At 61.8% G+C, this 26,105-nt stretch carries 23 protein-coding genes; 15 read left to right on the top strand and 8 right to left on the bottom strand.

All coding sequences use genetic code 11. The features are described 5' to 3' along the window. The first annotated feature begins 21 nt into the window (after positions 1-21). The 9 genes from alaC to FVW59_RS10895 all read left to right on the top strand — a co-directional run bounded on the left by alaC (position 22) and on the right by FVW59_RS10895 (position 10,703). The gene (gene alaC / locus FVW59_RS10935; protein ID WP_148064315.1) at positions 22-1,218 is read left to right on the top strand and encodes an alanine transaminase; all 1,197 of its coding nucleotides are present in this window, start codon (positions 22-24) and stop codon (positions 1,216-1,218) included. 39 nt (positions 1,219-1,257) lie between these two features. Further along, a complete protein-coding gene (locus FVW59_RS10930) occupies positions 1,258-2,565 on the top strand; it encodes a homoserine dehydrogenase (RefSeq protein ID WP_148064313.1) in 1,308 nt (435 codons plus the stop codon). 42 nt (positions 2,566-2,607) lie between these two features. Next, positions 2,608-4,005: a threonine synthase gene (gene thrC, locus FVW59_RS10925; protein ID WP_148064311.1), complete on the top strand. Its 1,398-nt coding sequence runs from the start codon at positions 2,608-2,610 to the stop codon at positions 4,003-4,005. Positions 4,006-4,042: 37 nt separating this feature from the next. Further along, positions 4,043-5,767: a single-stranded-DNA-specific exonuclease RecJ gene (gene recJ, locus FVW59_RS10920; protein ID WP_148064529.1), complete on the top strand. Its 1,725-nt coding sequence runs from the start codon at positions 4,043-4,045 to the stop codon at positions 5,765-5,767. Positions 5,768-5,820: 53 nt separating this feature from the next. Then, positions 5,821-6,225: a Cu(I)-responsive transcriptional regulator gene (gene cueR, locus FVW59_RS10915; protein ID WP_148064310.1), complete on the top strand. Its 405-nt coding sequence runs from the start codon at positions 5,821-5,823 to the stop codon at positions 6,223-6,225. Then, complete coding sequence (locus FVW59_RS10910) at positions 6,218-7,363, top strand: permease (protein ID WP_148064308.1); 1,146 nt, start codon at positions 6,218-6,220, stop codon at positions 7,361-7,363. The genes cueR and FVW59_RS10910 overlap by 8 nt, the downstream gene beginning before the upstream one ends. Positions 7,364-7,437: 74 nt before the next feature. After that, a protein-coding gene (prfB, locus tag FVW59_RS10905) for a peptide chain release factor 2 (RefSeq protein ID WP_148064306.1) occupies positions 7,438-8,536 on the top strand; the annotation gives its coding sequence in 2 pieces (ribosomal slippage) (positions 7,438-7,512 and positions 7,514-8,536; 1,098 coding nt in all). Positions 8,537-8,548: 12 nt separating this feature from the next. Further along, positions 8,549-10,036 carry a lysine--tRNA ligase gene (gene lysS, locus FVW59_RS10900; protein WP_148064304.1) on the top strand — a complete coding sequence of 496 codons (1,488 nt, stop codon included), beginning with the start codon at positions 8,549-8,551 and terminating at the stop codon, positions 10,034-10,036. Between the two features lie 88 nt (positions 10,037-10,124). Further along, positions 10,125-10,703, top strand: coding sequence for a hypothetical protein (locus FVW59_RS10895; RefSeq protein WP_246139705.1), 579 nt, complete (start codon positions 10,125-10,127; stop codon positions 10,701-10,703). Here the strand turns inward: FVW59_RS10895 and FVW59_RS10890 are convergent. From FVW59_RS10890 to FVW59_RS10880, 3 genes are read right to left on the bottom strand one after another with little or no spacing between them, the layout of a single operon-like run. Next, positions 10,654-12,183 (bottom strand): sensor histidine kinase, encoded by a 1,530-nt coding sequence (locus tag FVW59_RS10890; RefSeq protein ID WP_148064302.1) that lies wholly within the window; start codon positions 12,181-12,183, stop codon positions 10,654-10,656. The two genes, FVW59_RS10895 and FVW59_RS10890, sit on opposite strands and share 50 nt — an antisense overlap. Next, the gene (locus FVW59_RS10885; RefSeq protein ID WP_148064300.1) at positions 12,180-12,554 is read right to left on the bottom strand and encodes a response regulator; all 375 of its coding nucleotides are present in this window, start codon (positions 12,552-12,554) and stop codon (positions 12,180-12,182) included. Before FVW59_RS10885 ends, FVW59_RS10890 begins: the two co-directional genes overlap by 4 nt. After that, a complete protein-coding gene (locus tag FVW59_RS10880) occupies positions 12,551-13,996 on the bottom strand; it encodes an adenylate/guanylate cyclase domain-containing protein (RefSeq protein ID WP_246139704.1) in 1,446 nt (481 codons plus the stop codon). Before FVW59_RS10880 ends, FVW59_RS10885 begins: the two co-directional genes overlap by 4 nt. Before the next feature lie 197 nt (positions 13,997-14,193). Between FVW59_RS10880 and FVW59_RS10875 the strand changes: the two genes are divergently transcribed. Then, positions 14,194-14,841: a Crp/Fnr family transcriptional regulator gene (locus FVW59_RS10875; protein WP_148064298.1), complete on the top strand. Its 648-nt coding sequence runs from the start codon at positions 14,194-14,196 to the stop codon at positions 14,839-14,841. Positions 14,842-15,007: 166 nt separating this feature from the next. Here FVW59_RS10875 and xseA read toward each other — a convergent pair whose 3' ends face one another. Beyond that, complete coding sequence (gene xseA / locus FVW59_RS10870) at positions 15,008-16,420, bottom strand: exodeoxyribonuclease VII large subunit (RefSeq protein ID WP_148064297.1); 1,413 nt, start codon at positions 16,418-16,420, stop codon at positions 15,008-15,010. Between the two features lie 145 nt (positions 16,421-16,565). On the opposite strand from xseA, the gene guaB reads away from it, so the two are divergent. The 4 genes from guaB to FVW59_RS10850 all read left to right on the top strand — a co-directional run bounded on the left by guaB (position 16,566) and on the right by FVW59_RS10850 (position 22,536). Then, positions 16,566-18,035: an IMP dehydrogenase gene (guaB, locus tag FVW59_RS10865; RefSeq protein WP_148064296.1), complete on the top strand. Its 1,470-nt coding sequence runs from the start codon at positions 16,566-16,568 to the stop codon at positions 18,033-18,035. A 117-nt stretch (positions 18,036-18,152) separates the two neighbouring features. Then, a complete protein-coding gene (guaA, locus tag FVW59_RS10860) occupies positions 18,153-19,730 on the top strand; it encodes a glutamine-hydrolyzing GMP synthase (RefSeq protein WP_148064295.1) in 1,578 nt (525 codons plus the stop codon). A 550-nt stretch (positions 19,731-20,280) separates the two neighbouring features. Next, positions 20,281-21,633 (top strand): cation:proton antiporter, encoded by a 1,353-nt coding sequence (locus FVW59_RS10855; protein WP_148064293.1) that lies wholly within the window; start codon positions 20,281-20,283, stop codon positions 21,631-21,633. 282 nt (positions 21,634-21,915) lie between these two features. Beyond that, entirely contained in the window at positions 21,916-22,536 is a 621-nt protein-coding gene (locus tag FVW59_RS10850) for a DUF892 family protein (RefSeq protein WP_148064292.1), read from the top strand. Positions 22,537-22,853: 317 nt separating this feature from the next. Here FVW59_RS10850 and FVW59_RS10840 read toward each other — a convergent pair whose 3' ends face one another. Then, the gene (locus tag FVW59_RS10840; protein ID WP_148064290.1) at positions 22,854-23,126 is read right to left on the bottom strand and encodes a GlsB/YeaQ/YmgE family stress response membrane protein; all 273 of its coding nucleotides are present in this window, start codon (positions 23,124-23,126) and stop codon (positions 22,854-22,856) included. Between the two features lie 698 nt (positions 23,127-23,824). Between FVW59_RS10840 and FVW59_RS10835 the strand changes: the two genes are divergently transcribed. Further along, on the top strand, positions 23,825-24,550 hold the full coding sequence (locus FVW59_RS10835) for a matrixin family metalloprotease (RefSeq protein WP_148064288.1): 726 nt from the start codon (positions 23,825-23,827) through the stop codon (positions 24,548-24,550). Between the two features lie 75 nt (positions 24,551-24,625). Here the strand turns inward: FVW59_RS10835 and FVW59_RS10830 are convergent, their stop codons facing one another. From FVW59_RS10830 to FVW59_RS19620, 3 genes are all read right to left on the bottom strand, one after another. Next, on the bottom strand, positions 24,626-25,150 hold the full coding sequence (locus FVW59_RS10830) for a PRC-barrel domain-containing protein (protein ID WP_148064526.1): 525 nt from the start codon (positions 25,148-25,150) through the stop codon (positions 24,626-24,628). A gap of 372 nt (positions 25,151-25,522) precedes the next feature. Beyond that, positions 25,523-25,915, bottom strand: a complete 393-nt coding sequence (locus tag FVW59_RS10825) for a PRC-barrel domain-containing protein (RefSeq protein WP_148064286.1) — start codon at positions 25,913-25,915, stop codon at positions 25,523-25,525. Next, positions 25,912-26,055 carry a hypothetical protein gene (locus FVW59_RS19620; protein ID WP_187275848.1) on the bottom strand — a complete coding sequence of 48 codons (144 nt, stop codon included), beginning with the start codon at positions 26,053-26,055 and terminating at the stop codon, positions 25,912-25,914. The genes FVW59_RS10825 and FVW59_RS19620 overlap by 4 nt, the downstream gene beginning before the upstream one ends. Positions 26,056-26,105 lie beyond the last annotated feature (50 nt).

Genomic DNA, 26,105 nt, shown 5'->3' with positions numbered 1-26,105 from the left:
ATTCGATCGGACCCAATCGACGTGGAAAGCCAGTTTCAGCGCATTCAGCGCCTGCCCCCCTATGTGTTCAATATTATTGGCGAGTTGAAGCAGAAGGCGCGTGCGGCGGGGGAGGACGTGATCGATTTCGGCATGGGCAACCCCGACCAGCCCACGCCCGCCCATATCGTCGACAAACTGGTGGAAACCGCGCGCCGCGGTGATACTCACCGCTACTCCCAGTCCAAGGGTATTCCGCGCCTGCGCAAGGCCATCTGCGACTGGTACCAGCGGCGCTACGACGTGACCCTGGACCCGGCCAGCGAGGCCATCGTCACGCTGGGTTCCAAGGAGGGGCTGGCCCACCTCGCCCTGGCCACCACCGGCCCCGGCGACGCCATCCTGGTCCCCAACCCGGCCTACCCGATCCATCCCTACGGTTTTGTGATATCCGGTGCCGACATCCGCCACGTGCCGATGGCCGACAGCGAACAGACCTTCTTCGAGGAACTGGAAAGCGCCATTCGCAACAGCTGGCCGCGACCCAAGATGCTGGTGCTGAGCTTCCCTTCCAACCCCACCGGTCACTGCGTGGAACTGGACTTCTTCGAGAAAGTCGTCGCCATCGCCCGCGAGCACGAAATCTGGGTGGTGCACGACCTGGCCTACGCCGACCTCTGCTTCGATGGCTATGTGGCGCCCTCCATCCTGCAAGTTGAAGGTGCCCGTGATATCGCGGTGGAATTCTTCAGCATGTCCAAGAGCTACAATATGCCCGGCTGGCGGGTCGGCTTCTGCTGTGGCAACCGGGAACTGGTGGGCGCCCTGGCGCGGATGAAGTCCTACCTCGATTACGGTATGTTCACTCCCATCCAGGTGGCGGCCATCGCCGCGCTGGAAGGCGACCAGAGCTGCGTTGCCGAGATCAACGCCATGTACAAGTCGCGCCGGGATGTGCTCTGCGGCGGACTCAACTCCGCCGGCTGGCCGGTCACTCCACCGAAGGCCACCATGTTTGTGTGGGCCCGGCTGCCGGAGTTCTACCGCGAGATGGGTTCCCTCGAATTCAGCAAAAAGTTGCTGGAAGAGGCCAAAGTGGCAGTGTCTCCCGGTGTCGGTTTCGGCGAGTACGGTGAGGGCTATGTGCGCTTCGGACTGATAGAGAACGAACACCGCACCCGCCAGGCCATCCGTAATATCCGGCGCATGTTCAAACAGGACGGCGCCATTCCGGCCTGACTGGGCCGGCCACTGTGATCACTAGCAAGTAGGTGTAGCTTGAAACCTGTAAAGATCGGCCTTTGCGGCCTCGGCACCGTCGGTGGCGGTACCTTTAATGTACTGCGCGAAAACGCGGTGGAAATCGCCGCCCGCGCCCAGGCGCCGCTCGAGATAAGCCTGGTCGGCGCCCGCCGCGACAACCCCCTGTGCGATCTCAGCACTACCCGGGTCACTCGCGATATTTTCGACGTCGCCCGCGACGAAGACGTGGACATTGTGGTGGAGCTGATTGGCGGCACCACCGTGGCGCGCGAACTGGTGGAAACGGCGATTCGCAACGGCAAGCACATTGTCACTGCGAACAAGGCATTGATTGCCGAACACGGCAACGAAATTTTCGCCCTGGCCGCCGAGCACGGTGTGGCAGTGCGTTACGAGGCCGCGGTGGCCGGCGGTATTCCTATCATCAAGGCCCTGCGCGAAGGCCTGGCCGGCAACCGCATCGAGTGGCTGGCGGGTATTATCAACGGTACCGGCAACTTCATTCTCAGCGAGATGCGCGAACACGGCCGGGAGTTCTCCGATGTACTGGCGGAAGCGCAGGCACTGGGCTACGCCGAGGCGGACCCGACCTTTGACGTTGAAGGCATCGACGCCGCCCACAAACTGGTGATTCTCGCCTCCCTGGCCTTCGGCATTCCGCTGCAGTTCGAGTCGGTGTATACCGAGGGCATTACCCGTCTCACCCCACAGGACATGGATTACGCCGAAGAGCTGGGTTACCGGGTCAAGCACCTGGGAGTGGCCAAGCAGAGCGACGCCGGGGTCGAATTGCGGGTGCATCCCACGCTGATTCCCAAGGAGCGCCTGCTGGCCAACGTCAACGGCGTCAAGAATGCCGTGCTGGTGGAGGGCAGCGCCGTGGGCCCGACCCTGTACTACGGCGCCGGCGCCGGCGCCGCGCCCACCGCTTCCGCGGTAGTGGCGGACCTGGTGGATCTGGCCCGCGATATCAGCGCCGAGCAGGAAAATCGCGTGCCTTCCCTGTCGGTGACCGATGACGCCCTGCGCGACCTGCCGATTGTGCCGATGGCCGATGTAGTCACCCCCTGGTACCTGCGCATTGAGGCGGAAGACAAGCCGGGCGTACTGTCAAAAGTGGCGACCATTCTCAGTGACCTGGGCATCAGCATCGAGGCCATCATCCAGAAAGCCCCGCCCCCCGGCGCTACCCGGGTGCCGGTCATCGTGCTCACCAGCCACGCCGCCCAGGGCAAGGTCGACGAGGCGGTGGCGCGCATGGAAGCGCTCGACAGTATCAGTAGCAGCATCTCCCGTATCCGGGTGGAAGAACTGGACGGCTGACCCGTTCAGCGACGGGCACAGCGGACAACACAGGTAGCAGACGTGAAGTACATCAGCACCCGGGGCCAGGCCCCAGCACTCAGTTTCGAAGAGGTCCTGCTGACTGGCATGGCCAGTGACGGCGGGCTCTATGTCCCGGAATCCCTGCCCACCTTCAGCGCCGATGAGATGCGCGAAATGGCAGCGCTGGATTACCCGGCGCTGGCGCGGCGCATTATTGAGCCCTTCGTGGCTGACAGTATCCCTGCCGACGACCTGAAGACCCTGATTGACGATACCTACGCCGAGTTCCGCCACACTGCGGTGGCACCGATGGTCCAGATCGGCGCCAACCAGTGGGTGCTGGAACTGTTCCACGGCCCCACCCTGGCCTTCAAGGATTTTGCCCTGCAGTTGCTGGGGCGCCTGCTGGACTACGTACTGGAGCGCCGCCACCAGAAAGTGGTGATCATGGGCGCCACCTCTGGCGACACCGGCTCCGCCGCCATCGAAGGTTGCAAACGCTGCAACAACATCGACATCTTCATTTTGCACCCGCACCAGCGGGTTTCCGAAGTGCAGCGCCGGCAGATGACCACCGTGGTGGGGGACAACATCCACAACCTGGCCGTGCAGGGCAATTTTGATGACTGCCAGGCCATGGTCAAGGCCAGCTTTGCCGACAAGTCCTTCCTGCCGGCGGATCGCAGTCTGGTGGCGGTGAACTCCATCAACTGGGCGCGCATCATGGCCCAGATCGTCTACTACTTTTACGCGGGGCTTGCCCTGGGCGCGCCGGCCCGGCCGGTGGCTTTCTCGGTGCCGACCGGCAACTTCGGTGACATCTTTGCAGGCTACCTGGCACGCAATATGGGCCTGCCGGTGGAGCGCCTGATCATCGCCACCAACAGCAACGATGTACTGCACCGGGTGATGACCACCAGTACCTACGGCCGCCAGCCGCTGGAGCACACCCTGTCGCCGAGCATGGACATCACCGTGTCCAGCAACTTCGAGCGCCTGCTGTTCGATCTCTACGACCGCGATGGTGCCGCCATTGCCGACCTGATGCAGCGCTTTGACGCAGGTGATATCAGCTTCTCGGAAGCTGCCATGACACGCGCCGCCAGCCTGTTCAGCAGTCATCGGGTGTCCGACGAAGAAACCTGTGCACAGATTGCCGCTACCTGGCAGCAGTGCGAATACCTGCTGGATCCGCACAGTGCCATCGGCGTTAATGCTGCCTTGAACGCCGGCCTGGCGCCGGAGGTGCCGGTCATTACGCTTGCCACAGCCCACCCCGCCAAATTCCCCGACGCCGTGGCGAAGGCCGGCGTTGTGGAGTCGCCGAACCTGCCCTTGCACCTCAAGGACCTGTTCGAGCGCCGCGAGCGCTGCGAGGTCCTGCCCAACACTCTGGCTGACGTGCAGGCCTTTATGGCGCGCAACCTCAGCGCTTGAGTCCGTGTCCAGCGCCGCGAGCCGCGTTCAGCGCCATATTCGCCGCCGCGCGCCGGGGGGTAGCCTGGATGCGCCCGGGCTGCATCCGCTGCTGGCCCGGGTCTACGGCCATCGCGGCGTGGCCTCTGCAGGAGAACTGGAACTCGGTCTGAATCGCTTGCTGCCCCCGCCATCCATGCTGGGGGCAGAGGCCGCAGCCGAGCTGCTGGCTGACGCTATCGCCGGCCAGAAGCGCCTGCTGATTGTCGGCGATTTTGACGCCGACGGCGCCACCAGCACCGCACTGGCGGTTTCGACCCTGCGCCGCTTCGGCGCCGTCTCCGTCGACTACCTGGTGCCCAACCGTTTCGATTACGGCTACGGCCTGACCCCGGAAATCGTCGAGCTGGCGGCACAGCGAAACCCCGATCTCATCATTACCGTGGACAACGGCATCTCCAGTATCGAAGGGGTTGCGGCGGCGCGCGCGCTGGGCATCGACACGCTGGTCACAGACCACCACCTGGCGGGCCGGGAATTGCCCGCCGCCGCGGTCATCGTGAACCCCAACCAGCCTGGCTGCAGTTTCCCCAGCAAGGCACTCGCCGGTGTCGGTGTGATTTTCTATGTCATGCTGGCATTGCGGGCGGAACTGCGCCGGCGCGACTGGTTTACCCGCCAGGGCACCGGCGAGCCGAACATGGCGGAAGTGCTGGATCTGGTGGCGCTGGGCACCGTGGCCGATGTGGTGCCGCTGGACCACAACAACCGCATCCTGGTAGATGCCGGCCTCAAGCGCATCCGCGCCGGACAGGCGCGGCCGGGCATCCTGGCCCTGCTCGAGGTGGCGAGTCGCCGCTTTCACAATGTGGTGGCCTCGGACCTCGGCTTCGCCGCCGGTCCCCGACTCAACGCCGCCGGGCGGCTGGACGATATGAGCGTAGGTATTGAGTGCCTGCTCAGTGAGGACGCTGGCAAGGCCCGGCGCATCGCCGCCGAGCTGCACCAGCTCAATCAGGATCGCCGCACTATCGAGCGCGGCATGGAACGCCAGGCGCTGCAGATGCTGGCGGGGCTGGACCTGGAAGCGGGCGGGGAACCGCCGCTGGCGATGACCCTGTTTGATCCCGACTGGCACCAGGGCGTGATCGGCATTCTCGCCTCGCGGGTGAAGGATCGCCTGCACCGGCCCACGATTGCCTTCGCCAACGCCGATGAATCGGGTATGGAAATCAAGGGTTCGGCCCGCTCCATCCAGGGTATCCATATTCGCGATGTGCTGGATGCTGTGGCGACCCGCCATCCCGGCCTGATTACCAAATTCGGCGGTCATGCCATGGCCGCCGGCCTCAGCCTGCCGCGCTCGCGGTACGAGGATTTCAGCCGTGCATTTGTCGAGGAAGTAGCGCGCCACGCCGACGCCGTGGATTTGCAGGCCATCGTGGAATCGGACGGCGAGCTGGACGCGGCGGACTTCGACCTCGAGGCGGCTACCGCCCTGCGCTATGCCGGGCCCTGGGGACAGCACTTCCCGGAGCCCCTGTTCGACGGGCGCTTCCAGGTGGTCTCCCAGCGCATTGTGGGTGAACGCCACCTGAAGCTTGTACTGGGCCTGCCGGGCACCAACACCGTAGTCGACGCTATCGCCTTCAACGTGGATACCGAGCTGTGGCCCGATGCGTCGGTTACCGAGATCGAGGCGGCTTATCGCCTGGACGTCAATGAATTTCGCGGCCAGCACAGCGTGCAATTGGTGATCGAATTTCTGCGAAGCCTCCCTTGACCTTCCAGTAGCTGGAAGGTCTATGCTTCCCTTCAACAGTATTGGAGGGACCTATGAATATCTCCCAGGCAGCCCGCGCCAGCGGGCTCAGCGCCAAAACCATTCGCTACTACGAGGACATCGGCCTCGTCGTCCCCGCCCAGCGTGCCGACAACGGCTACCGCCAGTACGGCGAAGCTGATCTGGATGAACTGCAGTTTCTGAGCCGCGCCCGCCAGATGGGTTTCGACCTGGACGAGTGTCGCCAGTTGCTGTCGCTGCTGCGCGACCACAGCCGGCACAGTGCCCAGGCCCGGGAGTTGGTGTTGGAGAAGAGCCGCCAGGTGCGCGAGCGCATCCGTCAACTGAAGGTCATGCAGCGCCAGCTGGACGATATGGCGCGGCGCTGCCGCGGCGATGACGGCCCGGATTGCGCCATTCTCGATGACCTCAGCGGGGGAGAGCACCGCCATGTCTGACTGTCATTCCGCCAGACCGGCAGCCGGCAAGGCCTGCCACAGTCACGGTGAAGCGCCCGCCGGCGCAGCGCCCTGCCACAGTGATACCGCGCCTGGTACAGCCAGTGATGGCTGTTGCCCGACTCGTTCCAGGCCCGACTACCTGCTGTGGGGCAGCCTGTCGGTAGTGGCGCTGGCCTACGGCTGGGCGCTTGTCACTGGCGCCCACGACCACGACAGCGCGATCGGCCTGTTCACCGGCGGCATTTTCGAGTTGTTCAACCAGATGTGGTGGGGCCTGGCACTGGGGGTCATTTTCGTCGGCCTGCTGGGTCGCATCCCGCGCGACCTGGTGCTGGCCCTGCTGGGCCGCAACGGGGGCGTCAGCGGTCTGTTCCGAGCCACCTTCGCCGGTGTGTTTCTCGACCTCTGCAGTCACGGCATCCTGGCGGTGGGGATGAAGCTCTACGAGCGCGGCGCCACCGTCGGCCAGGTGATGGCCTTTTTGCTCGCCAGCCCCTGGAACTCGTTTTCCCTCACCCTGATTCTTTTCGGCCTGATCGGGGTGGGCTGGACCCTGCTGTTTATCCTTATCTCGCTGGTTATCGGTGTGGTCACCGGCCTGATCTTCGACACCCTGGTGGCCCGCGGCACCCTGCCGGCCAATCCCTGGCGCGAGGAACTGGGGCAGGGGGCGCCCCTGGCGCAACAGTGGCGCGATTTTCGCGGCACCATTGCACTGTCGCTGGCGGGCACAGTCGGGGTATTGAAGGATGGCTTCGCCGGTTCCCGGGTGGTGCTGCGCTGGGCCCTGTTTGGCCTGGTGCTGGCGGCGCTGATTCGCGCCCTGGTACCCGCGGATGCCTTCGCCACCTGGTTTGGCGCGTCCTTTGCCGGCCTCTGGCTGACCCTGCTGGCGGCGACGGTGATCGAAGTCTGCTCCGAAGGGGCCACACCGATTGCGGCGGACCTCATGAACCGCGCCGCCGCCCCGGGTAACGCCTTTACCTTCCTGATGGCCGGCGTGGCTACCGACTACACCGAGTTGATGTCCATCAAAGACACCACCCGCTCCTGGAAACTGGCCCTGTTCCTGCCGCTGGTGACAGTGCCCCAGGTGATGGTGATCGGCTTTATCCTCAACCAGTTCGGCGGGTGAGGGCTGCATGCGCGAGTGCAGGCGAGGGCGGTTATCAGGTAAAATGCGCGCCCTTTTTAACAGGAACCCTGACCATGGCCGAGATTAATCCGCTGTTGAACGCCCTCAAGGACATCGAGGCACGTACTGACGTGCTTAGGGGGTATCTTTGACTTCGCCAATCGCAAGGATCGATTGGCAGAGGTAGAACTCGAGCTGGCCGAGCCCAGCGTCTGGGACAACCCGGATCGCGCCCAGGAACTGGGCCGCGAGCGCGCCGCCCTGGAGGCTGTAGTGCACACCATCGAGCAGCTCGAAACCGGCACCTCTGACGCTGCCGACCTGCTGGAAATGGCGGCTGCGGAGGACGATGAAGGTACCATCGGGGAAGTTGCCAGCGATATCGACAACCTGCTGAAGTCGCTGGAACAGCTGGAGTTCCGCCGTATGTTCAGCGGCGAGAACGACCCCAATAACGCCTTCCTCGACATCCAGGCGGGCTCCGGTGGCACCGAGGCCCAGGACTGGGCGGAGATGCTGCTGCGCATGTACCTGCGCTGGGGCGAGGCCCACGGCTTCAAGACCACCCTGGAGGAAGTGTCCGCCGGGGAAGTGGCCGGGGTGAAAAGCGCCACCATTCACTTTGCCGGCGAGTACGCCTTCGGCTGGCTGCGCACCGAGACCGGTGTGCACCGTCTGGTGCGCAAGTCGCCTTTCGACTCGGGCAACCGTCGTCACACCTCCTTCAGCTCGGTGTTCGTGTCGCCGGAGATCGACGACAACATCGAGATCGAGGTGGATAAATCCCAGGTGCGGGAAGACACCTACCGGGCGTCCGGCGCGGGCGGTCAGCACGTCAACAAGACCGACTCCGCAGTGCGCCTGACCCACATCGAGAGCGGCATCGTGGTGGCCTGCCAGAGCGAGCGCTCCCAGCACCAGAACCGCGACAAGGCCTGGAAGATGCTGCGGGCACGTCTCTACGAGCAGGAAATGCTCAAGCGCAGCGCCGAGAAGCAGGCCATGGAAGAGAGCAAGTCCGACATTGGCTGGGGCAGCCAGATTCGCTCCTACGTGCTGGATGATTCCCGCATTAAGGATCTGCGCACCGGAGTGCAGACCAGCAACTGCCAGGCCGTGCTGGACGGCGATCTGGACGACTTTATCGAAGCCTCGCTGAAAAGCGGGCTGTAAGGAACGAGAAGCATGAGTAACGACACGCCGATCATCGAAGACGAGAACAAACTCATCGCCGAGCGCCGCGCCAAGCTGACAGCCGCGCGCGAGCAGGGCAATGCCTTCCCCAACGACTTCCGTCGCACGGCGGAAGCCGCCCAGCTGCAGCGCGAGTACGGGGAGCGCGACAAGGCGGAACTGGAGGCTCTGGATGCCGAGTACGCTGTGGCGGGCCGCCTGGTCCGCAATCGCGGTGCCTTCCTGCTGATTCAGGACGGGTCCGACAGCATTCAGCTCTATGTCGACCGCAAGGGCCTGGACGATGCGACCCTGGCCGATATCAAGAGCTGGGACCTGGGTGATATCGTCTGCGCCCGCGGCCCGATCCACAAGTCCGGCAAGGGCGACCTCTACATCAACATGCGCGAGGCGCGCCTGCTGACCAAGGCCCTGCGCCCGCTGCCCGATAAATTCCACGGCCTGGCCGACCAGGAAATGCGCTATCGCCAGCGCTATGTGGACCTGATCGTGAACCCCCAGTCGCGCGAGGTTTTCCGCACCCGCTCCGCCGTCATCACCTTCATCCGCGACTACCTGAACCGCCGCGCTTTCATGGAGGTTGAGACGCCGATGATGCAGGTAATCCCTGGTGGCGCGGCGGCCAAGCCTTTTGTGACCCACCACAATGCGCTGGATCTGGACATGTACCTGCGCATCTCGCCGGAACTCTATCTCAAGCGCCTGGTGGTGGGCGGCTTCGAGCGGGTCTACGAGATCAACCGCAACTTCCGCAACGAGGGGCTGTCCACCCGGCATAACCCCGAGTTCACCATGCTGGAGTTCTACTGGGCCTATGCCGATCACAACGACGCCATGAATCTAACCGAGGACATGCTGCGCGAGCTGGCATCGACGGTGCTCGGCAGCACCACCGTGCACTATCAGGGCAGCGAGTACGACTTCTCCAAACCCTTTGCCCGCATGAGCGTGTTCGATTCCATTTTGCACTACAACAGCGATATCGATGCCGGACAACTCGCTGACGAGCAGGGCGCCCGGGCCATCGCCAAAGGGCTCGGTATCGAACTCAAGGACAGCTGGGGGCTGGGCAAGGTACAGATCGAAATCTTCGAGGAAACGGTTGAGCACCGCCTCGACCAGCCGACCTTTATCACCCACTACCCGACCGAAGTGTCGCCCCTGGCGCGGCGCAGCGACGCCGACCCCTTTGTCACCGACCGCTTCGAGTTCTTTGTCGGCGGGCGGGAGATCGCCAACGGCTTCTCCGAGCTCAATGATGCCGAGGACCAGGCGGAGCGCTTCCGCGCCCAGGTGGCGGAGAAGGACGCCGGTGATGAAGAGGCCATGCACTACGATGCCGACTACGTGCGCGCACTGGAGTACGGCCTGCCGCCAACGGCGGGAGAGGGCATCGGCATCGACCGGCTGGTGATGCTGCTGACTGACTCGCCCTCGATTCGCGATGTGCTGCTGTTTCCGCACATGCGTCCCGAGTAGGCAGTCGGTCGCGGGAAAAGTGCTACACTGTGGCCACTTTCAACCCCGACGCAAGGCAATGTTACAACTGATCCCGCGATACCTTCCGATGGTTCTGGTGAGCGCAGGCCTGCAGGCCTGCGCACCGTTGCCGGAACAGCCTGCCGATACGGTGCCCCCTGCCACCGAGCAGGCGGCGCCGGAGTTGACCCTCAATCTGCCGCAGCAGTCCGCGCCGGCCCCCTGCAACTGTGAGGTGCAGGAGGACGTGGCAGCGCGCGACCAGACCTTCCTCGAACGCGGCTATGACGCCCTGTCCCAGGGGGATCACATCGAGGCGGTGAAGTACTTCCAGCGCTACCAGCGGCTGGAGTCATCCCCGGAGGCAGAGTGGGAAGCGGGCATCGGCATCGCCTTTGTCAGCATGGTGTCGAGCAGTCCTTTCCTCGACCCGGAGGCGTCGCGCAAGAGCTGGCGCCGCCTGAACAAGGAGCTCACTCCCGAGATGAAGGTGCATCCCACCAGCCTGATCATGCGCGATGCGCTGGAATCCTTCGCCATGATGGACCGCCATATCTCGGAGCTGGAAAGCAACAACAGCATGCTCCAGGAAGACCTGCAGAAGCGTGAGGAAGCCCTCAAGCGGCTGCGCGAACTGACCCTGGGTCAGCGGGGAGCACGACAGTAAACGTCGCTCCCTGACCGGGCTGGCTGCGCACGCTGATTTCCCCCCCCATCAATTCGCTGTACTCCCGGCACAGGGCCAGGCCCAGGCCGGTCCCGCCGTAGTTGGCGCTGGTCGAGGAGTCCGCCTGGACAAAGGCCTCGAACACCCGCGCCTGCTGCTCTTCGTCCATACCGATGCCGGTGTCGCTGACCCCGAACTGGAACCAGCCCTGGCGGCCGTCGACCGGGGCGACGCTGACGCTGATGTCGCCGTTTTCGGTGAACTTGCAGGCGTTACTCAGCAGGTTGATAAATATCTGGCGGAACTTGGTGGGGTCGTTGTTCAGCATTGGCAGCTTGCCGAGTCCGGTGAGGGTGAGGCTGTTGTTGCGTTCCCTCAACAGTGGCTGGATGGAGTCGCAGACCTGCTGTAGCACTTCCGCCGGGCTGAACTCCTCGCTGTGCAGGTCCATCTTGCCGGTCTCTATCTTGGACAGGTCGAGGATGTCGTTGATCAGCGACAGCAACTGACGCCCGGACAGGACGATCTTGTCGAGGTCGCGCTGGAACTGTTCCCGGTCCACCTCGGTGTCATCGTCCAGTTCGTCGTGCAGCATCTCGCTGTAGCCGATGATGGCGTTGAGCGGGGTGCGCAACTCGTGGCTGACGTTGGCCAGGAAGATGCTCTTGGCGGCGTTGGCCTCGTCGGCGTCCTCCTTGGCCTGGCGCACCTCGTAGATGGCCTTGCGCAGCTTGTCGGCCATGTCGTTGAAGGCTTCCGCCAGGTCGCCCAGTTCACCGCTGTCGTCGATGTTGTTGATGCGGTAGTTGAGTTCGCCGCTGCCGATGCGCTGGGTGCCGGTTTTCAGGCGTTTGAGGGAGCGGTTGGTGTAGCGCACCAGGAAAAAGCCGAGGATCGCCGTCAGCAGGATGGAGCCGAGAAAACCGATCACAGTGATGCGGTCGGTGAGTGCGATGGTGCGGTCGATGACGTTGGCCCGCTGTACCGAGATAAAGGCCTGCCGCTGCTCCAGCTCCTTCAGGCGCTGTACCGCTTCCAGGTAGGGGATGGGGTCGTCCATGTCCGCCTGGTAGTCGGAGTCGTTGTAGTTGCGGTAGTAGGCGAGCCAGCTGTCCAGCAGGTCGTTGCTGCTGTCCTTGAGCTTCTGGAAGTGCAATTGCGTCACTTCGTGGCTGAGCTCGCCCAGTTGACTGACCTTGCCGCGAATATCGGTGATATCGGCCTCTGCCCGGGCCAGTTCCTGGGAGTCCAGCGGCTCTCCGGTCGTCTCGCGCAGGGTGGCCAGCACCAGGATCTGCTGGCGCTGGTTGTCCAGTTGCTGCTCCAGGTCGGTGGACAGCCGCGCCGCGTTCACCGAGTTGCGGTAGGCAATCATGCTTTCGTTCCGCGCGTAGCTGCCCCAGAAGTGGGTGCCCACGTTGGCGGCAAACAGGATCAGGATCGCGATCAGCGACAGGGTCAGTCGGCGGCGGAGACTCATGCGCTGGCCAGTTTTCCGATTTTGGCCAGCAGGCCGGGGAAGTCGATGGGTTTGGTGGCGTAGTCGTCGCAGCCGGCGGCGATGGCACTCTGGCGATCGGCATCCATGGCATGCGCGGTGAGAGCGATGATGGGAATGTCACGCAGAGCGGCGTCGGCGCGGGCATTACGCACCGCGGTCCAGCCGTCCATCACGGGCAGGTTCATGTCCATCAGCACCACCGAGGGGCGCTGCTCAGCCATCAGGCGCAGGGCCTCCGCGCCGTCTCCGGCGCTGATCACGGCAATGCCGGCGCGCTTGAGGCGGCGGACCAGCATGTCGCGGTTGAGTTCGTTGTCTTCCACCAGCAGGACGGGGCGAGGGCTGCTCATGCCAGCTCTCCCTGCAGGCGATAGACTTCCACCTCCTGGTCGATACCTTTTGCCTTGAGGGTCCGCGGTTCGGCCACCCGGTAGTGGCCGTTCAGTTTGTCCAGGGTGCTGCGGGAGATCAGGGTCTCGCCGCCGGCGCAGTGGTCCTCGATACGCGACGTGACGTTCATCGGGTGGCCGACGAAGCCGTATTTGCTGCGCCGTTCCGAGCCGATATTGCCGGCGATTACCACGCCGGTGTTGAGGGCGATGCCGGTCTCGACCTCGGGCAGCCCCTCGGCCAGGTTCTGGGCGTTGATGTCGGCCATCGCCGCCTGCATGGCCAGGGCGCAGCGCACGGCCCGGTCGGCGTCGTCGTCCCGTGCCAGCGGGGCGCCGAACACGGCGAGAATGGCGTCGCCGAGGAACTCGTCGATGGTGCCCTGGTGGGCCATGATGATGTCGGTCATGCTGCCCAGGTAGCGGTTCAGCATTTTCACCACCTGGTCGGGCGCCAGGCGTTCGCTGAGGGTGGTGAAGCCGCGGATATCGGACATCATAATGGTCACTTCGCGCAGGTCACCGCCCAGTTCCAGGCCCTCGGGACGCTCCAGGATGTCGGTGACAATTTCGTCCGACAGGTAGCGCCCGAAGGTGGCGCGAATGAACTTTTCATTGCGTTCCAGCTGCTGGCGGTAGAGCTCTTCGCGGTCGTGCCAGCGCTTGCGCTCGATGCCCGCCTTGATGCGGGCCTGCAGCAGTACCGGGTTGAAGGGTTTGAACAGGTAGTCGTCGGCGCCCGCCTCGATGCACTCGATAATGTCTTCCATGTCCTGGTGGCCGGAGATCACGATGACCGGCGTGGCGCGCCAGTCCTCGTGTTCCTTGATGCGCCTGAGTACCTCGCGGCCATCCATGCCCGGCATCACCAGGTCCAGCAGCACCACGTCCACGTCGGCCTGTTCCAGGGTGTGCAGGGCTTCCTCCCCGCTGGCGGCGGTCACCACAAGGTGGCCGGAGCGCGACAGGTAGCGGGCCACCAGTTCGCGATTTTCGCGGCGATCGTCCACCGCGAGAATGAAGCCGGGCTCGGAGGTGACGCTGGGACTGCGGCCACGGGAGGAGCTCTCCCCGCCGGCATCGGCGGTCTGGATCGCTTTCAGCAGCCGACTCAGGGAGTCGGCCAGTTCCGGGTGCCGGCCCTCCAGATCCTCCTGCAGCATTTCCGCATAGCCGCGAATGGCCGCCAGCACGTTCATCAACTCGTGGCGCCCGTCGCGATCCTGCTCGCTGCCCAGGCAGTTTTCGAGACGGTCGGCCGCCAAAAACAGCTTGCCGAAGTCCTCTCGCGCCATCTCGTCGAGGCCGGCGCCGTCGCGCTCGTACAGGGCTCGCAGCTCGATCATTGTGCGCAGGAGGGCGTCGCTCCAGAGAATGGCGGCCTGTTGCGGGGTGCTGGTCACGGGGAATTGAAGGTCTGCTCCAGGGTGTGGGCCGAGTATAGCGAGGGCCGGGGGAGTGTGGAAACGGCGAATTCGTTCGTTACAGTAACAGAAGCGTCGTGTTTTGGGCTTCACGGGTGCGCATCCCGCGAAGTTTGGGTTACTATTGGCGGCGTAGCTTAAGGGACAAGGCTAATCACGGGGCAGGTACAGAACGCATGTTGCAACAAGTAGAAATCTTCCAGGGGTTGTCTCGGGAAGAACTGGATGCACTGTCATCCAGCAGTACCAGCCGATCGTTCCCGAAAAATACCGTGGTCATCCACGAGAACGATCCGGCGGACTCGCTTTTCATTATCGAGAGCGGCAAGGTCAAGGTGTACTGCAGCGACAAGAACGGCAAGGAGTTCATCATGAACACCCAGGGCGCCGGCGACTATTTTGGCGAGCTGGCCCTGCTCGATGACTCGGTGCGATCCGCCTCTGTGCGCACGGTGGAGAAGTCCAGCTTTTGCATCATCTATAAAGAAGACTTCAACCGGGTGCTGGACCAGTACCCCAACATCTCCCGCCAGCTGATTCGCAACCTGGCCCAGCGCGTGCGCAAACTCACCGCCGATGTGAAGAGCCTGGCCCTGCAGGATGTCTACGGCCGGGTGGCCAATGTGTTGATGGATCTGTCGGAAGAGCGCGGCGATGGCACCCTCTTCATTCCCGAGAAGCTCACCCAGCAGGATATCGCCGACAGGGTCGGTGCTTCTCGCGAGATGGTGGCGCGCATCCTCAAGGATCTCACTATCGGTGAGTACATCCGCTTCGAGGGCCGTCACATCATAATTAATACTCGCTTACCGGCGAAGTACTGACGTTTTCTGCGGGCCTTCCTGTCAAGTCAGGGCCTGCGGCAATTCTCCACGGAAAGATCCCGGCAGCTTGGCCGCCCCTTGCTAGTCTTGTCAGTGACAGACAGCCGGAGGCGTCACCATGGCACAGAAATACGATGCGGCGGAAGCCGTCCTGCTGGGCACGGCCTCACTGGCTGCGGTGTTTATTATCGTTGCCTTTATCGGTATTTGAGCGGCTTTCAGTTTCGTCCTCCACTTTGCCCTCCACCCGCAGTGCCAGCCGGCCACGGGCCAGGCGGCCGCTGAGGGTCTGGCCGATATCGACGTCGGCGGCATCCCGGATCACCTTGCCCGCTTCGCTGGTCAGTACGCTGTAGCCGCGGCCCAGTGTGGCCAGGGGACTCACTGAATCCAGTAGTTGCGCCAGTTGCCCGAGTTGCTCCCGGGCCCGTTGCAGCCGGTTCCGTACGGCGTTTTCCATGCGCTTTTCGGTGGTGCCGAGCTGCTGCTGTAGCTGCCGTACCCGCGGCAGGGGCGAGCGCGCCAGCAGGCGGCTTTCCATCAGGGCCAGTTCCGCGCCGCGGCGCTGCAGGGCGTGGTGCTGGGCGCGGATCAGTCGCTGTTCCAGTTCATCCAGTCGCTGGGCCTGCTCCCGCAATTGCTGGCCGGGGTGCCGCAGGCGCTTGCGCAGGTGTTCCAGCTGGCTGCGCATTTCGGCAAGCCTGCGCGCCATGGCGCGCTCGAGGCGCCCCTCCAGCTGCTGCAGGCGCGCCAGCCATTCTTCACGGTTGGGGCTGACCAGTTCCGCCGCCGCCGAAGGCGTGGCGGCGCGCACATCGGCTGCCATGTCGGCAATGGTGAAATCCACTTCGTGCCCCACCGCGCTCACCACGGGGAGTGCGCTGGCGACGATGGCCCGGGCCACCACTTCTTCATTGAAGGCCCACAGGTCCTCCAGCGAGCCGCCGCCGCGGCCGACAATCAGGGCGTCCAGCGGTACTTCGCCGCTGGCGGCCAGCCGGTTGGCGCGACCGATGGCGGCGGCAATTTCGCCCGCCGCGGCATCCCCCTGTACGGCCACCGGCAGCAGGTGAATCTGCATTGCCGGCCAGCGCCGCTCCAGCACCGTGAGGATGTCGTGGATGGCGGCCCCGGTCGGGGAGGTAATGATGCCAAGATGGTGGATGTGGTCCGGCAGCGGGCGCTTGCGCTCCGGGGCGAACAGGCCCTCCGCCAGCAGTTTCGCCTTGAGTTGTTCAAAGGCGGCCTGCAGGGCGCCGGCGCCGGCCGGCTCCATGAATTCGGCAATCAGCTGGAATTCGCCGCGGCCCTCGTAAAGGGAGACCCGGCAGCGCAGGCGGATGTGGTCGCCGTTTTTGGGTTGCAGGCGCAGGCGCTGGTTGCGGTTGCGGAACATGGCGCAGCGCACCTGGGCGCCGGCGTCCTTGAGGGAGAAATACCAGTGCCCGGAAGAGGGCGCGGCAAAGTTGCTGATTTCCCCCTCTACCCACAGGAAGTCGAAACTCGACTCCAGCAGGCGTCGCACCTGGCTGTTCAGCTGGCTGACGGTGAGGGTCGGCGGGGCGGACTGGGTCGTCAAACTGGAAGGAGAGCCTGAATCAGGGGAATAGGGTGGGAGACTGCTACTGGACACGGCCGCGAGAGGTTACTGTTGTTTACCTGAAGGAGGCTGAGGATTTATAATTGCACGTTTAACTTTCACCCGCCAGCCGGAGAGCAACCCTATGCTGCGTATTGCCCAGGAAGCCCTGACTTTCGACGATGTTCTGCTCGTTCCGGGCTACTCCGAGGTGGTGGCGACCGACGTGTCGCTGAAGACCCGCCTCACCCGGGACATCGAGCTTAACATCCCCCTGGTGTCCGCCGCCATGGATACCGTTACCGAGGCCCGCCTCGCCATTGCCATGGCCCAGGAAGGCGGCATCGGCATCATCCACAAGAGCATGACCATCGCCGAACAGGCCGACCAGGTGCGCCGGGTGAAAAAGTTCGAGAGCGGCGTGGTGAAGGACCCGATCACCATCCAGCAGGACGCCACCATCGCCGAGCTGCACGAACTCACCACTGCCCACGGTTTTTCCGGCGTGCCGGTGCTGAAGGGTGAGGACCTGGTGGGCATCGTGACCCGCCGCGACGTGCGCTTCGAGTCCGACCCCACCAAGCTGGTGTCGGCCATCATGACGCCCAAGGACAAACTGGTTACCGTCAGGGAGGGCGCCAGCGCCGAGGAAGTGCAGCGCCTGCTGCACCAGCACCGCATCGAAAAGATCCTGGTGGTGAACGACAATTTCGACCTCTGTGGCATGATCACCGTCAAGGACTTCGACAAGGCCGAGAGCTTCCCTCACGCCTGCAAGGATTCCTATGGCCAGTTGCGGGTGGGTGCCTCAGTGGGCACCAGCCCCGACACGGATGACCGCGTGGCCGCCCTGGTGCGCGCCGGTGTCGACGTGCTGGTGGTGGACACCGCCCACGGCCACTCCCGCAACGTGATCGAGCGGGTGCGCAAGATCAAGGCGGAATATCCCTCGATCCAGGTCATCGGCGGCAACATCGCCACCGGCGCCGCGGCGCTGGCCCTGGCGGAGGCCGGCGCCGACGGCGTCAAGGTCGGCATCGGCCCCGGCTCCATCTGCACCACCCGTATCGTCACCGGCACCGGCGTGCCGCAAATCACCGCCATCGCCAATGTCATTGAAGCCCTGCAGGGGCACGACATTCCGGTAGTCGCCGACGGCGGCATTCGCTTCTCCGGCGACATCGCCAAGGCCATCGTCGCCGGCGCCCACGCCGTGATGATGGGCAGCATGTTCGCCGGTACCGAGGAAGCTCCCGGTGAAGTCGAGCTCTACCAGGGCCGGACCTACAAGGCCTACCGTGGCATGGGCTCTCTCGGCGCCATGTCCAAGACCCAGGGGTCCTCCGACCGCTATTTCCAGGACGCCAGCAAGGGCGCCGAGAAACTGGTGCCGGAAGGGATTGAAGGGCGCGTGCCCTACAAGGGGCCGGTTTCGGCCATCGTGCACCAGTTGATGGGCGGCGTGCGCTCCGCCATGGGCTATACCGGCAGCCTCACCATCGATGAGATGCGCACCCGGCCCGAGTTTGTGCGGGTGACCAACGCCGGCATGTCCGAGAGCCATGTACACGACGTGTCAATCACCAAGGAAGCGCCGAACTACCCGGTGCGCTAGGCGCCGGTTCAGATCAGGCTTTACCGTTTTCATGACCACGCGCCTGCCCGGCGGTGGTCACAACTTTTGAGTCATCCCCGCGCAGGCGGGGATCCATTTCTCCAGCCAGGCCCCGCAATGACCGCCAACATCCACGCCAGCAGAATCCTCATCCTGGACTTCGGTTCCCAGTACACCCAGCTGATTGCCCGCCGGGTCAGGGAAGTGGGGGTCTACAGCGAAATCCGCGCCTGGGACATGAGCGACGACGAGATTCGCGAATTTGCCCCCAGCGGTATCATCCTTTCCGGCGGCCCCGAATCCGTGGCGGCGGAAAATTCTCCGCGCGCGCCGCAGCTGGTCTTCGAGCTGGATATTCCGGTGCTCGGTATCTGCTACGGCATGCAGACCATGGCCGAGCAGTTCGGTGGCGCGGTGACCCCATCAGACACCAGCGAGTTCGGCTACGCGCAGATTCGCCAGGTCGGTAACGGCGGCCTGTTGCATGATATTCGCGACCATATCGCCGAAGATGGTACCCCCTTGCTGGATGTGTGGATGAGCCACGGTGACAAGGTGACCACCCTGCCGCCGGACTTCGAGTTGACCGCCGAGACAGACTCCTGCCCCATCGCTGCCATGGCCCACCGGAACAAGCCCTTCTTCGGCATCCAGTTCCACCCGGAAGTGACCCACACCCTGCAGGGCAAGCGCATTGTCGAGCACTTCGTGCTGGAGCAGTGCGGCTGCGAGGCCCTGTGGACCCCCGCCAATATCGTGGAAGATGCCATCGCCCGGGTGCGCGAGCAGGTCGGTTCTGACAAGGTCCTGCTGGGCCTGTCCGGCGGTGTTGACTCCTCCGTGGTGGCGGCCCTGCTGCACAAGGCCATCGGCGACCAGCTCACCTGCGTATTCGTGGACAACGGCCTGCTGCGCCTGAACGAGGGCGACCAGGTGATGAAGATGTTTGCCGACAATATGGGTGTGAAGGTCATTCGCGCCGACCGGGAAGCCCTCTTCCTCGGCAAGCTGGCCGGCGAAAACGACCCGGAAGCCAAGCGCAAGATCATCGGCAACACCTTTATAGAGGTCTTCGACGAGGAGGCCGCCAAAATTACCGACGTGAAGTGGCTGGCCCAGGGCACCATCTACCCCGACGTGATCGAATCCGCCGGTGCCAAGACCGGCAAGGCCCACGTCATCAAGTCCCACCACAACGTGGGCGGCCTGCCCGACGACATGGCGCTGGAACTGGTGGAACCCCTGCGGGAACTGTTCAAGGACGAGGTGCGCCAGATCGGCCTGGAACTCGGCCTGCCCTACGACATGGTCTACCGCCACCCCTTCCCGGGCCCCGGCCTGGGCGTACGCATCCTCGGCGAAGTGAAAAAGGAGTACGCAGACCTCTTGCGCCGGGCGGACGCCATCTTTATCGAGGAACTGCATGCCGCGGACTGGTACCACAAGACCAGCCAGGCCTTCGCCGTCTTCCTGCCGGTAAAGTCCGTCGGTGTGGTAGGCGACGGCCGACGCTACGAATACGTCATTGCCATCCGCGCCGTGGAAACCGTCGACTTCATGACCGCCCGCTGGGCGCACCTGCCCTACGAGCTGCTGGAGAAGGTGTCCAACCGGATTATCAACGAGATATCGGGGGTGAGCCGGGTGACCTACGACGTGAGCAGCAAGCCGCCGGCGACGATTGAGTGGGAGTGATTCCACATCTGGCACTGGCTGGCATTCACAAGCAGTAAACCCCTATTAACCCATTGATATCAATGGGTTTTTCTTTATTTTTCCTGGCAATGTCAGGCACTCCCTAGCACCCTCGAGCACATGCTGACCGATACCAAGCTTCGTAACCTGAAGCCTTACTGCTAAAAATGCATGTCCGTGAATCGCCGCTACGCGGCATCAAAGCTGTGATTTGCTGGGCAGCAGAATCTTTTCGGAAAATTTCCCGCGTGGACTATTTTTACCGACCTTGCGGCTGTTGTTCGGAGTAAGAGGCCCAGCGAACAGAGACAGCTGCCGCTACCCGCCATTATCGGTGTGGGCAACTTGCATCCATTTGATGGTTCAAACTCACAGGTGGCGCAGAAAGAACAAACCGAAAACTCAGTTGACTACAGCGTTTTTACTCTATGAAAAGCGGTAGGGAATTTGCCGGCTGTGACGCTGGTACTGACAGGGCTGTGTAATCCTGTGCTTTTGCATCCTGCCGCCAAAGCGGCATCCGGGACTGAAACTCCCATGCAGCTAAATCATGTCTGACTCACTCTGGTTTCTGCTCGTAGGTGGCTTGCTGCTGGCGCGGGGATTGACAGCAACCCTGCTGCAGCGATCGCCCATCACACCGGCGATGTTCTACCTCGCGCTCGGGCTATTGCTCGGTCCAACGGTACTCAATCTGTTTCACTTCAATCCGCTCGAGCAATCCGCGTTGCTCGAGGTACTCACCGAGGTGGTGGTGCTGATTTCGCTGTTCGCCGCCGGCGTCAAGCTTCCAGCCCCCTTCAACTTTTCCCGCTGGCGTGGGCCGTTTCTGCTGGCTTCGGTATCCATGGCCGTCAGTGTTGGCTTGGTCGCAGCCTTTGCCTACTTTGTGCTTGATCTGCCGATGGGAGTTGGCGTTCTACTGGGCGCTATCCTTGCCCCCACCGATCCGGTGCTGGCCACCGATGTTCAGACGCGTCATCCCGGTGACCGTGAACCACTGCGATTTACGCTGACCAGCGAAGCAGGAATGAATGATGGCAGTGCGTTTCCTTTCGTGATGTTGGGTCTGGGGATGCTGGGTTTGCACGATCTTGGGGAATTCAATTTACGTTGGGTTCTGGTCGATGTGGTGTGGGCAACGGCTGCCGGGGTCGCCATCGGGCTGGTGTCGGGACACATACTGGCCCACGTGGCGCAAAGACTTCGGGATGCTCCGCCCCGTCACCACCTCATGGACAATTTTCTCGGTCTAGGCCTGATCGGTGTGGCCTACGGGTTGAGCCTGTTAGTTGGTGCCTGGGGTTTTCTGGCGGTTTTTTTTGCCGCTGTCAGCTTGCGCCAGACGGAACTCAAACTTGCCGGCCCTCCGCAAAGCCCGCTGTCGGCTCACAGTGTCCGTAACGCGGAGAAGCTGAAAGCGCAAATGCTTGAGTTGGAGGTACTCGAAGCGGAGGTGAAAAGTGTAAATCCGGATGACGATTTCCCTCCCTCGATCAGTGGCGGCTCGTTAATCTTCAAGGAAAACCTGGAGCGTCTGTCGGAAATGATGCTGGTACTGCTCATCGGCGGTACGCTTTTTCTCGATTCCTGGAGCTTGCGTACGGTGGGACTGGCGCTATTCCTGTTCCTGATCGCCCGTCCGGTCAGCGTCATTATTGGCCTGCTGGGAACGCAAACGTCATGGCCGCTACGTGGCATGGTGGGATGGTTCGGTATTCGCGGCATTGGTTCGCTGTACTATCTGATGTTTGCCATCCAGCAGGGTCTGTCTGAAGAAGTTGCTCTGGAACTGGTCAGCCAGACGCTGATCGTGGTAACGCTGTCCATTGTCGTCCACGGCATCAGTGTCAAACCACTGATGGGGCGCTTTCTGCTCCACCGAAAACGTTCAGGTGGGTAATGCCGGACATGAACTTCGAATCACCGGGGTTTCTACAGAATTGCGCTAATCAACACACTCTCGCAGAGGTTCCTTAAAACTTACTCATAAGTTCCTGCCGGGAAAAACACCGGTTGTGCATGAGGGTGGGGCAACAAACGTGAAAACTGGCGTTGCAGATGGCTAAGTGCGTAACTGCACCGACCGCAGAAGCAGCTCGCTGTTTACTGTTCTGCACTCAGTTCGGCATCTGCCGGATGGGTGAACCCCATCAAATGAACTACCACTGTTCAGGAGGAATCCATGAAAAAGAAACCGTATATAAAAAGGCAACTCCACGAGTTGTTGTGTCAGGCCCTCGAAGCGGAACGCGGTGGTATAAAGATCTACCAGACCGCGCTGTCATGTGCGCAGAACAAAGACCTCAAAGTTGAATGGGAGGAGTACCTTGAACAGACCCGCGCTCACGAGCGTGAGCTGCTGAGGGTGTTCGAGGAACTGGGACTGAATCCGGACACTGTAACCCCCGGTCGGGACGTAGTCACATACATCGGCGAATCGCTGATCACCGCGATGGAAATGGCGAAGGCCCATGGGAGTTCCGAGAATGCGCAATTGGTGGCCGGCGAGTGTGTAGTGCTGGCGGAAACCAAGGACCATCAGAACTGGGAATTGATCGGGCATCTGGCAGAGCATGCACAGGGAGAGGGAACCGAGTTCCTTAAGACTGCGTTCAAAGCAGTAGAGCAGGAAGAGGACCATCACCTTTACCACACCAGGGGGTTCGTCCGTGAACTGTGGATCGAATCGCTGGGGTTGCCGGCTGTGCTGCCGCCCCCCGAGGAAGTGAAGAAAGTTGCAAGCGCGATCGGTGCCGCGCGGGCGGAGAATCTGCGCGACGATATGCTATCATCGAAGCACTGATGTTGAAACAGGGATGGATACCGCATGGTGGTGCCCGAACGGCACCTCATAGACGCCCTGGAGCACACCCCATTGCGCAGCACCATCGCAATCGTGCTGGCGCCGCTGGACGATCTTGCCGCAGGTAGACCGCGGCAAGCATTTCTGGGTCAGCATTCTGCCTGATCTCGATACTCGGCAATGTTCCCGGCATCGTTCGCGTCGTGTGGATCATCGCCAAGCGATGCACTCCGCGCCTGCGTCAGCGGCTCAGCGACCGTCAGTGAAAGCCTCGACGGCGTTCCCCGCATCCTCTTCATGACGGGGTCGCACTGCTCTCAGCCTGCGGAGCCGGAACTGCGCTGAAAGAGACTCAGGATAGCGAGCAGTATTATTGCGCCGATCAGCGACACGACAAAGCTCATAAAAGTGATGCCGTCGTTGATGGAGCCGGCGCCGAGCAGCGGTCCAACCAGCCATCCGCCAACCAAAGCGCCGACGATGCCGACCACAATGTTGAGGATAATGCCCTGCCTGGCGTCGGTGCCCATTATCAAGCTTGCGATCCAGCCAACCAGTCCACCCATAACAAGCCAAATGATGATGCCCATGATTTTTTTCCTCGAGTTAGTGATGACGCCACCGGACGTCGGAGGATACAGCTTGCACTAACCATTCCGGGGGCGCTGTGCGTTAGCGAACGAAACAGTGCTGGGGAAGCCATTCGACTGCTCGAAACATCGCAGAAAGGGAAGTGATCGATGGTGGAAACTAGCACCGGGCCAGATCCGATAGTGCCGTGGTTTGTCGCTGTGAATCTCTTGATACGAGAGAACCTTTTAATACAAGAAAACACCTGAATAGATCAGCGAGAACCACATCACTCTATGCACCAGGATTGTTGGCAGAAAGTAGATGATGCCTGGCATCAGAAATGTGGCTCCAAATCACGCCGAAAGGGTTGGTCAGTGCACAACAGTTCCCCGTCAGAGCCAGCTTGGCCAGCCGCTTCGTTAATTGACATCTCCGGTGATTGCCGCTACCTTCCAGGCAGTGCTTGAGCGCAGTTCGTCAGGCGCAAAAGCCCCACTGTACGGTCAGTTTGAGCACAAGCGAACGCCTTGTCGGTGCGTTAGCGCACTTAGCTCGTTGTTTTCATTCTCGTTGTCTTCAATGTTCCTTTCCGGAGGCCGGGTGCTCTCTTTCGAAGCGCTCTTGCAGGGTCGATTTCGATGCTGTCAGCTACTTTTCTCAGGAGACTGCGGTGCGATCAGTAACGTGTGCGGGCCTATCTTTACTCGCGTTAGTAATGGCCTGCCTGCTGCCTGCCCATGCCGGTGAAGGCGGGTACCGGCTGCTTGAGCTGGACGGGCATAAAGTGAAGTGGGGAGAGCGCCGGTTGGGGGCGGGGGCCAGTGTCAGCTATGCCTTTGCCGGTGAGACACTGCGCTTCGATGGGTCGCACAACTGCGGTGAGCTGGCACCGATCGAGGGGCTTTTGGGGGAGAATCTCTCCATGGCAACCCTGGCGCGGGAAACTGCTGCCGCGTTTCGGGTGTGGGCGCGCGTCGCCGATCTGTCATTCCATCAGGTCGCTGATGCCCGTGATGCCGATATCGTGCTGGGTGCCCAGGGTCAGCCGCAAGGACGGGCATTTGCCAATGTGTCTTACCGCCCCGCTCCAGAGGCAGGTGTGCGCAGCATAGAGCAGGCGCTGGTGTGCCTTAACCCTGATCACGCGTGGAAAGTCGGATTCGACGGTGACGAGTCTGTCTATGACATTCGTTACACGCTGATTCACGAGATTGGTCACACCATCGGCCTGGACCATCCCGGACCGTCCGGGCAGGTGATGGGATTTCGCTATACCGAGGCCTTCGTCGGCCTGCAGCCTGGCGATTTGCGTGGTGTGCAACTGCTCTACGGGCATCGCGCCGATGACGGTGAACCGGACAATGGTGTCTATGTCCAACGGGTTCAGAAGCGGACCGTGCCGAATATATACTCCATGCTCAGCGCCGCCGAAAACGAGTAGACTGGATATATTTGAAAAAGGCTGCGACTTTCGTCGCGGCCTTTTTTATAGCACTCTAATTGTTGGGTGGGGCACTCAATTGCGCGCTTCAAACTCTGGAGCAGCGCGCAGGCTATCAAGGGTCGCTTTTATCCGCAGGTGCGGTTCATCTGCAACGCCTGACTGCGTGACGTCATCCCAGCCAATTGCGACATCCCGCTCTCCCATGCCCAGGAAACCGCCGACACTGACTACAATAGCCATAAGCTGGCCGTTATCATTAATAATCAGGTCACTCACTGAGCCCACGTCCTCATCTTTAGAGGTTTTGACCTCGGTACCAATCAGGTTGCTTGCCCGCATGCCATTAGCTGGAGTCGAGTCCATAAAGCCTCGATTCTGGCTGCTGGCGTTCCGGCGATCTGCCGCTGCCTTCGAGTTATGCTGCTCTGCACGGGGGGTGCTCTGAGCACCTTGCTTGACACCTTCTTCGCGCTGTGTGCTCTGCTGTTGGCGATCCATATTCTGGCCGGTGGATTCTTCAGCCAGTAAAGAACCTGCACCTAAGCTTATAACGGGTGCGACCAACGCGTAAAAGGTAAATGATTGTAGCTTGTTCAAGTGAATCTCCTTGGAGTCAGTTACTTTGGTCGGACAAAATGTCCTGCCGACCGCTTCATCACGCATTTCTTCACCGATATCATTACCGGGAAGATGACTGAATCGCCAGTAAGTATGGAATCCAGGATGAGTTTCCAGGTTACGCCGATGGTTTTGATTAGTCGGTTCGGTGTCGCACTGAGCAGGGAAAGGAAAGGGTGAAAATGGAACCGAAATTCTTCTGCTCCGAGTACTGCATGGTGGTGAGCTCGCTGAGCGGGCCGCTGCTATCGCTTTCGCGGATGTTGATGATCCTTGCTACTCCTCGTCGACACAGCAGCAATGCAGCGCCTGCCTTCGCGGGTGCCGCATCCTGCCCAGTTAATAATCCGCTTATTGAATATAGTAGGATTCGACGGTTGAATTCCAGGTAGTGTCAGCCATATTCGGCCATTTATCCTTGTCGAAACCCGGTGCGTTTTTCAAGCGCTCGATAGCCACATCGAGTATAAAACGATGGTTCTCCTTGTCCGCTTTCAGGGCCTTCCATGGAATAGCGAACAGACGATCTCCCATACCCAGAAAGCCACCTGATGCCAGGACTGCGTAACGTATCTTTCCTTCGCTAATATCAAGCATCAAGTCCTGGATTTTTCCCAGCTTTTCACCTTGCATGTTGCAGACTTCATCGCCGGTAATGGTGTCGGCGCTCAGTAACATGGCTCCGGCCTGCATCTCATCTGCGGCGCCGTATTTACCTTTCGACTGTGCCGTTGAACTGTTCATTTCGCTTGCTTCCTGGTGCTGCCACGCTTGCCTGCATCACCTTTGTGCTCCGTACTTTTGTTGCTCGAGGCCTTATCGGCAACCTCATTGATCTTCCCTTTCTCTTCGCCGCCACTATCTTTGACCTGATTCTTTCTCATGATCTGATCTCCAGATGATTGTTCAGTTAGGATTTTCCACTCACCGTGAC

Origin of the sequence: Parahaliea aestuarii (genome assembly GCF_008064635.1) — a bacterium.
GTDB lineage: Bacteria > Pseudomonadota > Gammaproteobacteria > Pseudomonadales > Halieaceae > Parahaliea > Parahaliea aestuarii.
This window is presented reverse-complemented; position numbering and strand designations above follow the sequence as displayed.

What these genes read in the sequence shown, in the direction of transcription:
- cueR (WP_148064310.1), top strand. Translation starts at nt 5,821, where the DNA reads ATGAATATCTCCCAGGCAGCCCGCGCCAGCGGGCTCAGCGCCAAAACC.
- FVW59_RS10910 (WP_148064308.1), top strand. Translation starts at nt 6,218, where the DNA reads ATGTCTGACTGTCATTCCGCCAGACCGGCAGCCGGCAAGGCCTGCCAC.
- lysS (WP_148064304.1), top strand. Translation starts at nt 8,549, where the DNA reads ATGAGTAACGACACGCCGATCATCGAAGACGAGAACAAACTCATCGCC.
- FVW59_RS10895 (WP_246139705.1), top strand. Translation starts at nt 10,125, where the DNA reads ATGGTTCTGGTGAGCGCAGGCCTGCAGGCCTGCGCACCGTTGCCGGAA.
- FVW59_RS10890 (WP_148064302.1), bottom strand. Translation starts at nt 12,183, where the DNA reads ATGAGTCTCCGCCGCCGACTGACCCTGTCGCTGATCGCGATCCTGATC.
- FVW59_RS10885 (WP_148064300.1), bottom strand. Translation starts at nt 12,554, where the DNA reads ATGAGCAGCCCTCGCCCCGTCCTGCTGGTGGAAGACAACGAACTCAAC.
- FVW59_RS10875 (WP_148064298.1), top strand. Translation starts at nt 14,194, where the DNA reads ATGTTGCAACAAGTAGAAATCTTCCAGGGGTTGTCTCGGGAAGAACTG.
- guaB (WP_148064296.1), top strand. Translation starts at nt 16,566, where the DNA reads ATGCTGCGTATTGCCCAGGAAGCCCTGACTTTCGACGATGTTCTGCTC.
- guaA (WP_148064295.1), top strand. Translation starts at nt 18,153, where the DNA reads ATGACCGCCAACATCCACGCCAGCAGAATCCTCATCCTGGACTTCGGT.
- FVW59_RS10855 (WP_148064293.1), top strand. Translation starts at nt 20,281, where the DNA reads ATGTCTGACTCACTCTGGTTTCTGCTCGTAGGTGGCTTGCTGCTGGCG.
- FVW59_RS10850 (WP_148064292.1), top strand. Translation starts at nt 21,916, where the DNA reads ATGAAAAAGAAACCGTATATAAAAAGGCAACTCCACGAGTTGTTGTGT.
- FVW59_RS10840 (WP_148064290.1), bottom strand. Translation starts at nt 23,126, where the DNA reads ATGGGCATCATCATTTGGCTTGTTATGGGTGGACTGGTTGGCTGGATC.
- FVW59_RS10835 (WP_148064288.1), top strand. Translation starts at nt 23,825, where the DNA reads ATGGCCTGCCTGCTGCCTGCCCATGCCGGTGAAGGCGGGTACCGGCTG.
- FVW59_RS10825 (WP_148064286.1), bottom strand. Translation starts at nt 25,915, where the DNA reads ATGAACAGTTCAACGGCACAGTCGAAAGGTAAATACGGCGCCGCAGAT.
- FVW59_RS19620 (WP_187275848.1), bottom strand. Translation starts at nt 26,055, where the DNA reads ATGAGAAAGAATCAGGTCAAAGATAGTGGCGGCGAAGAGAAAGGGAAG.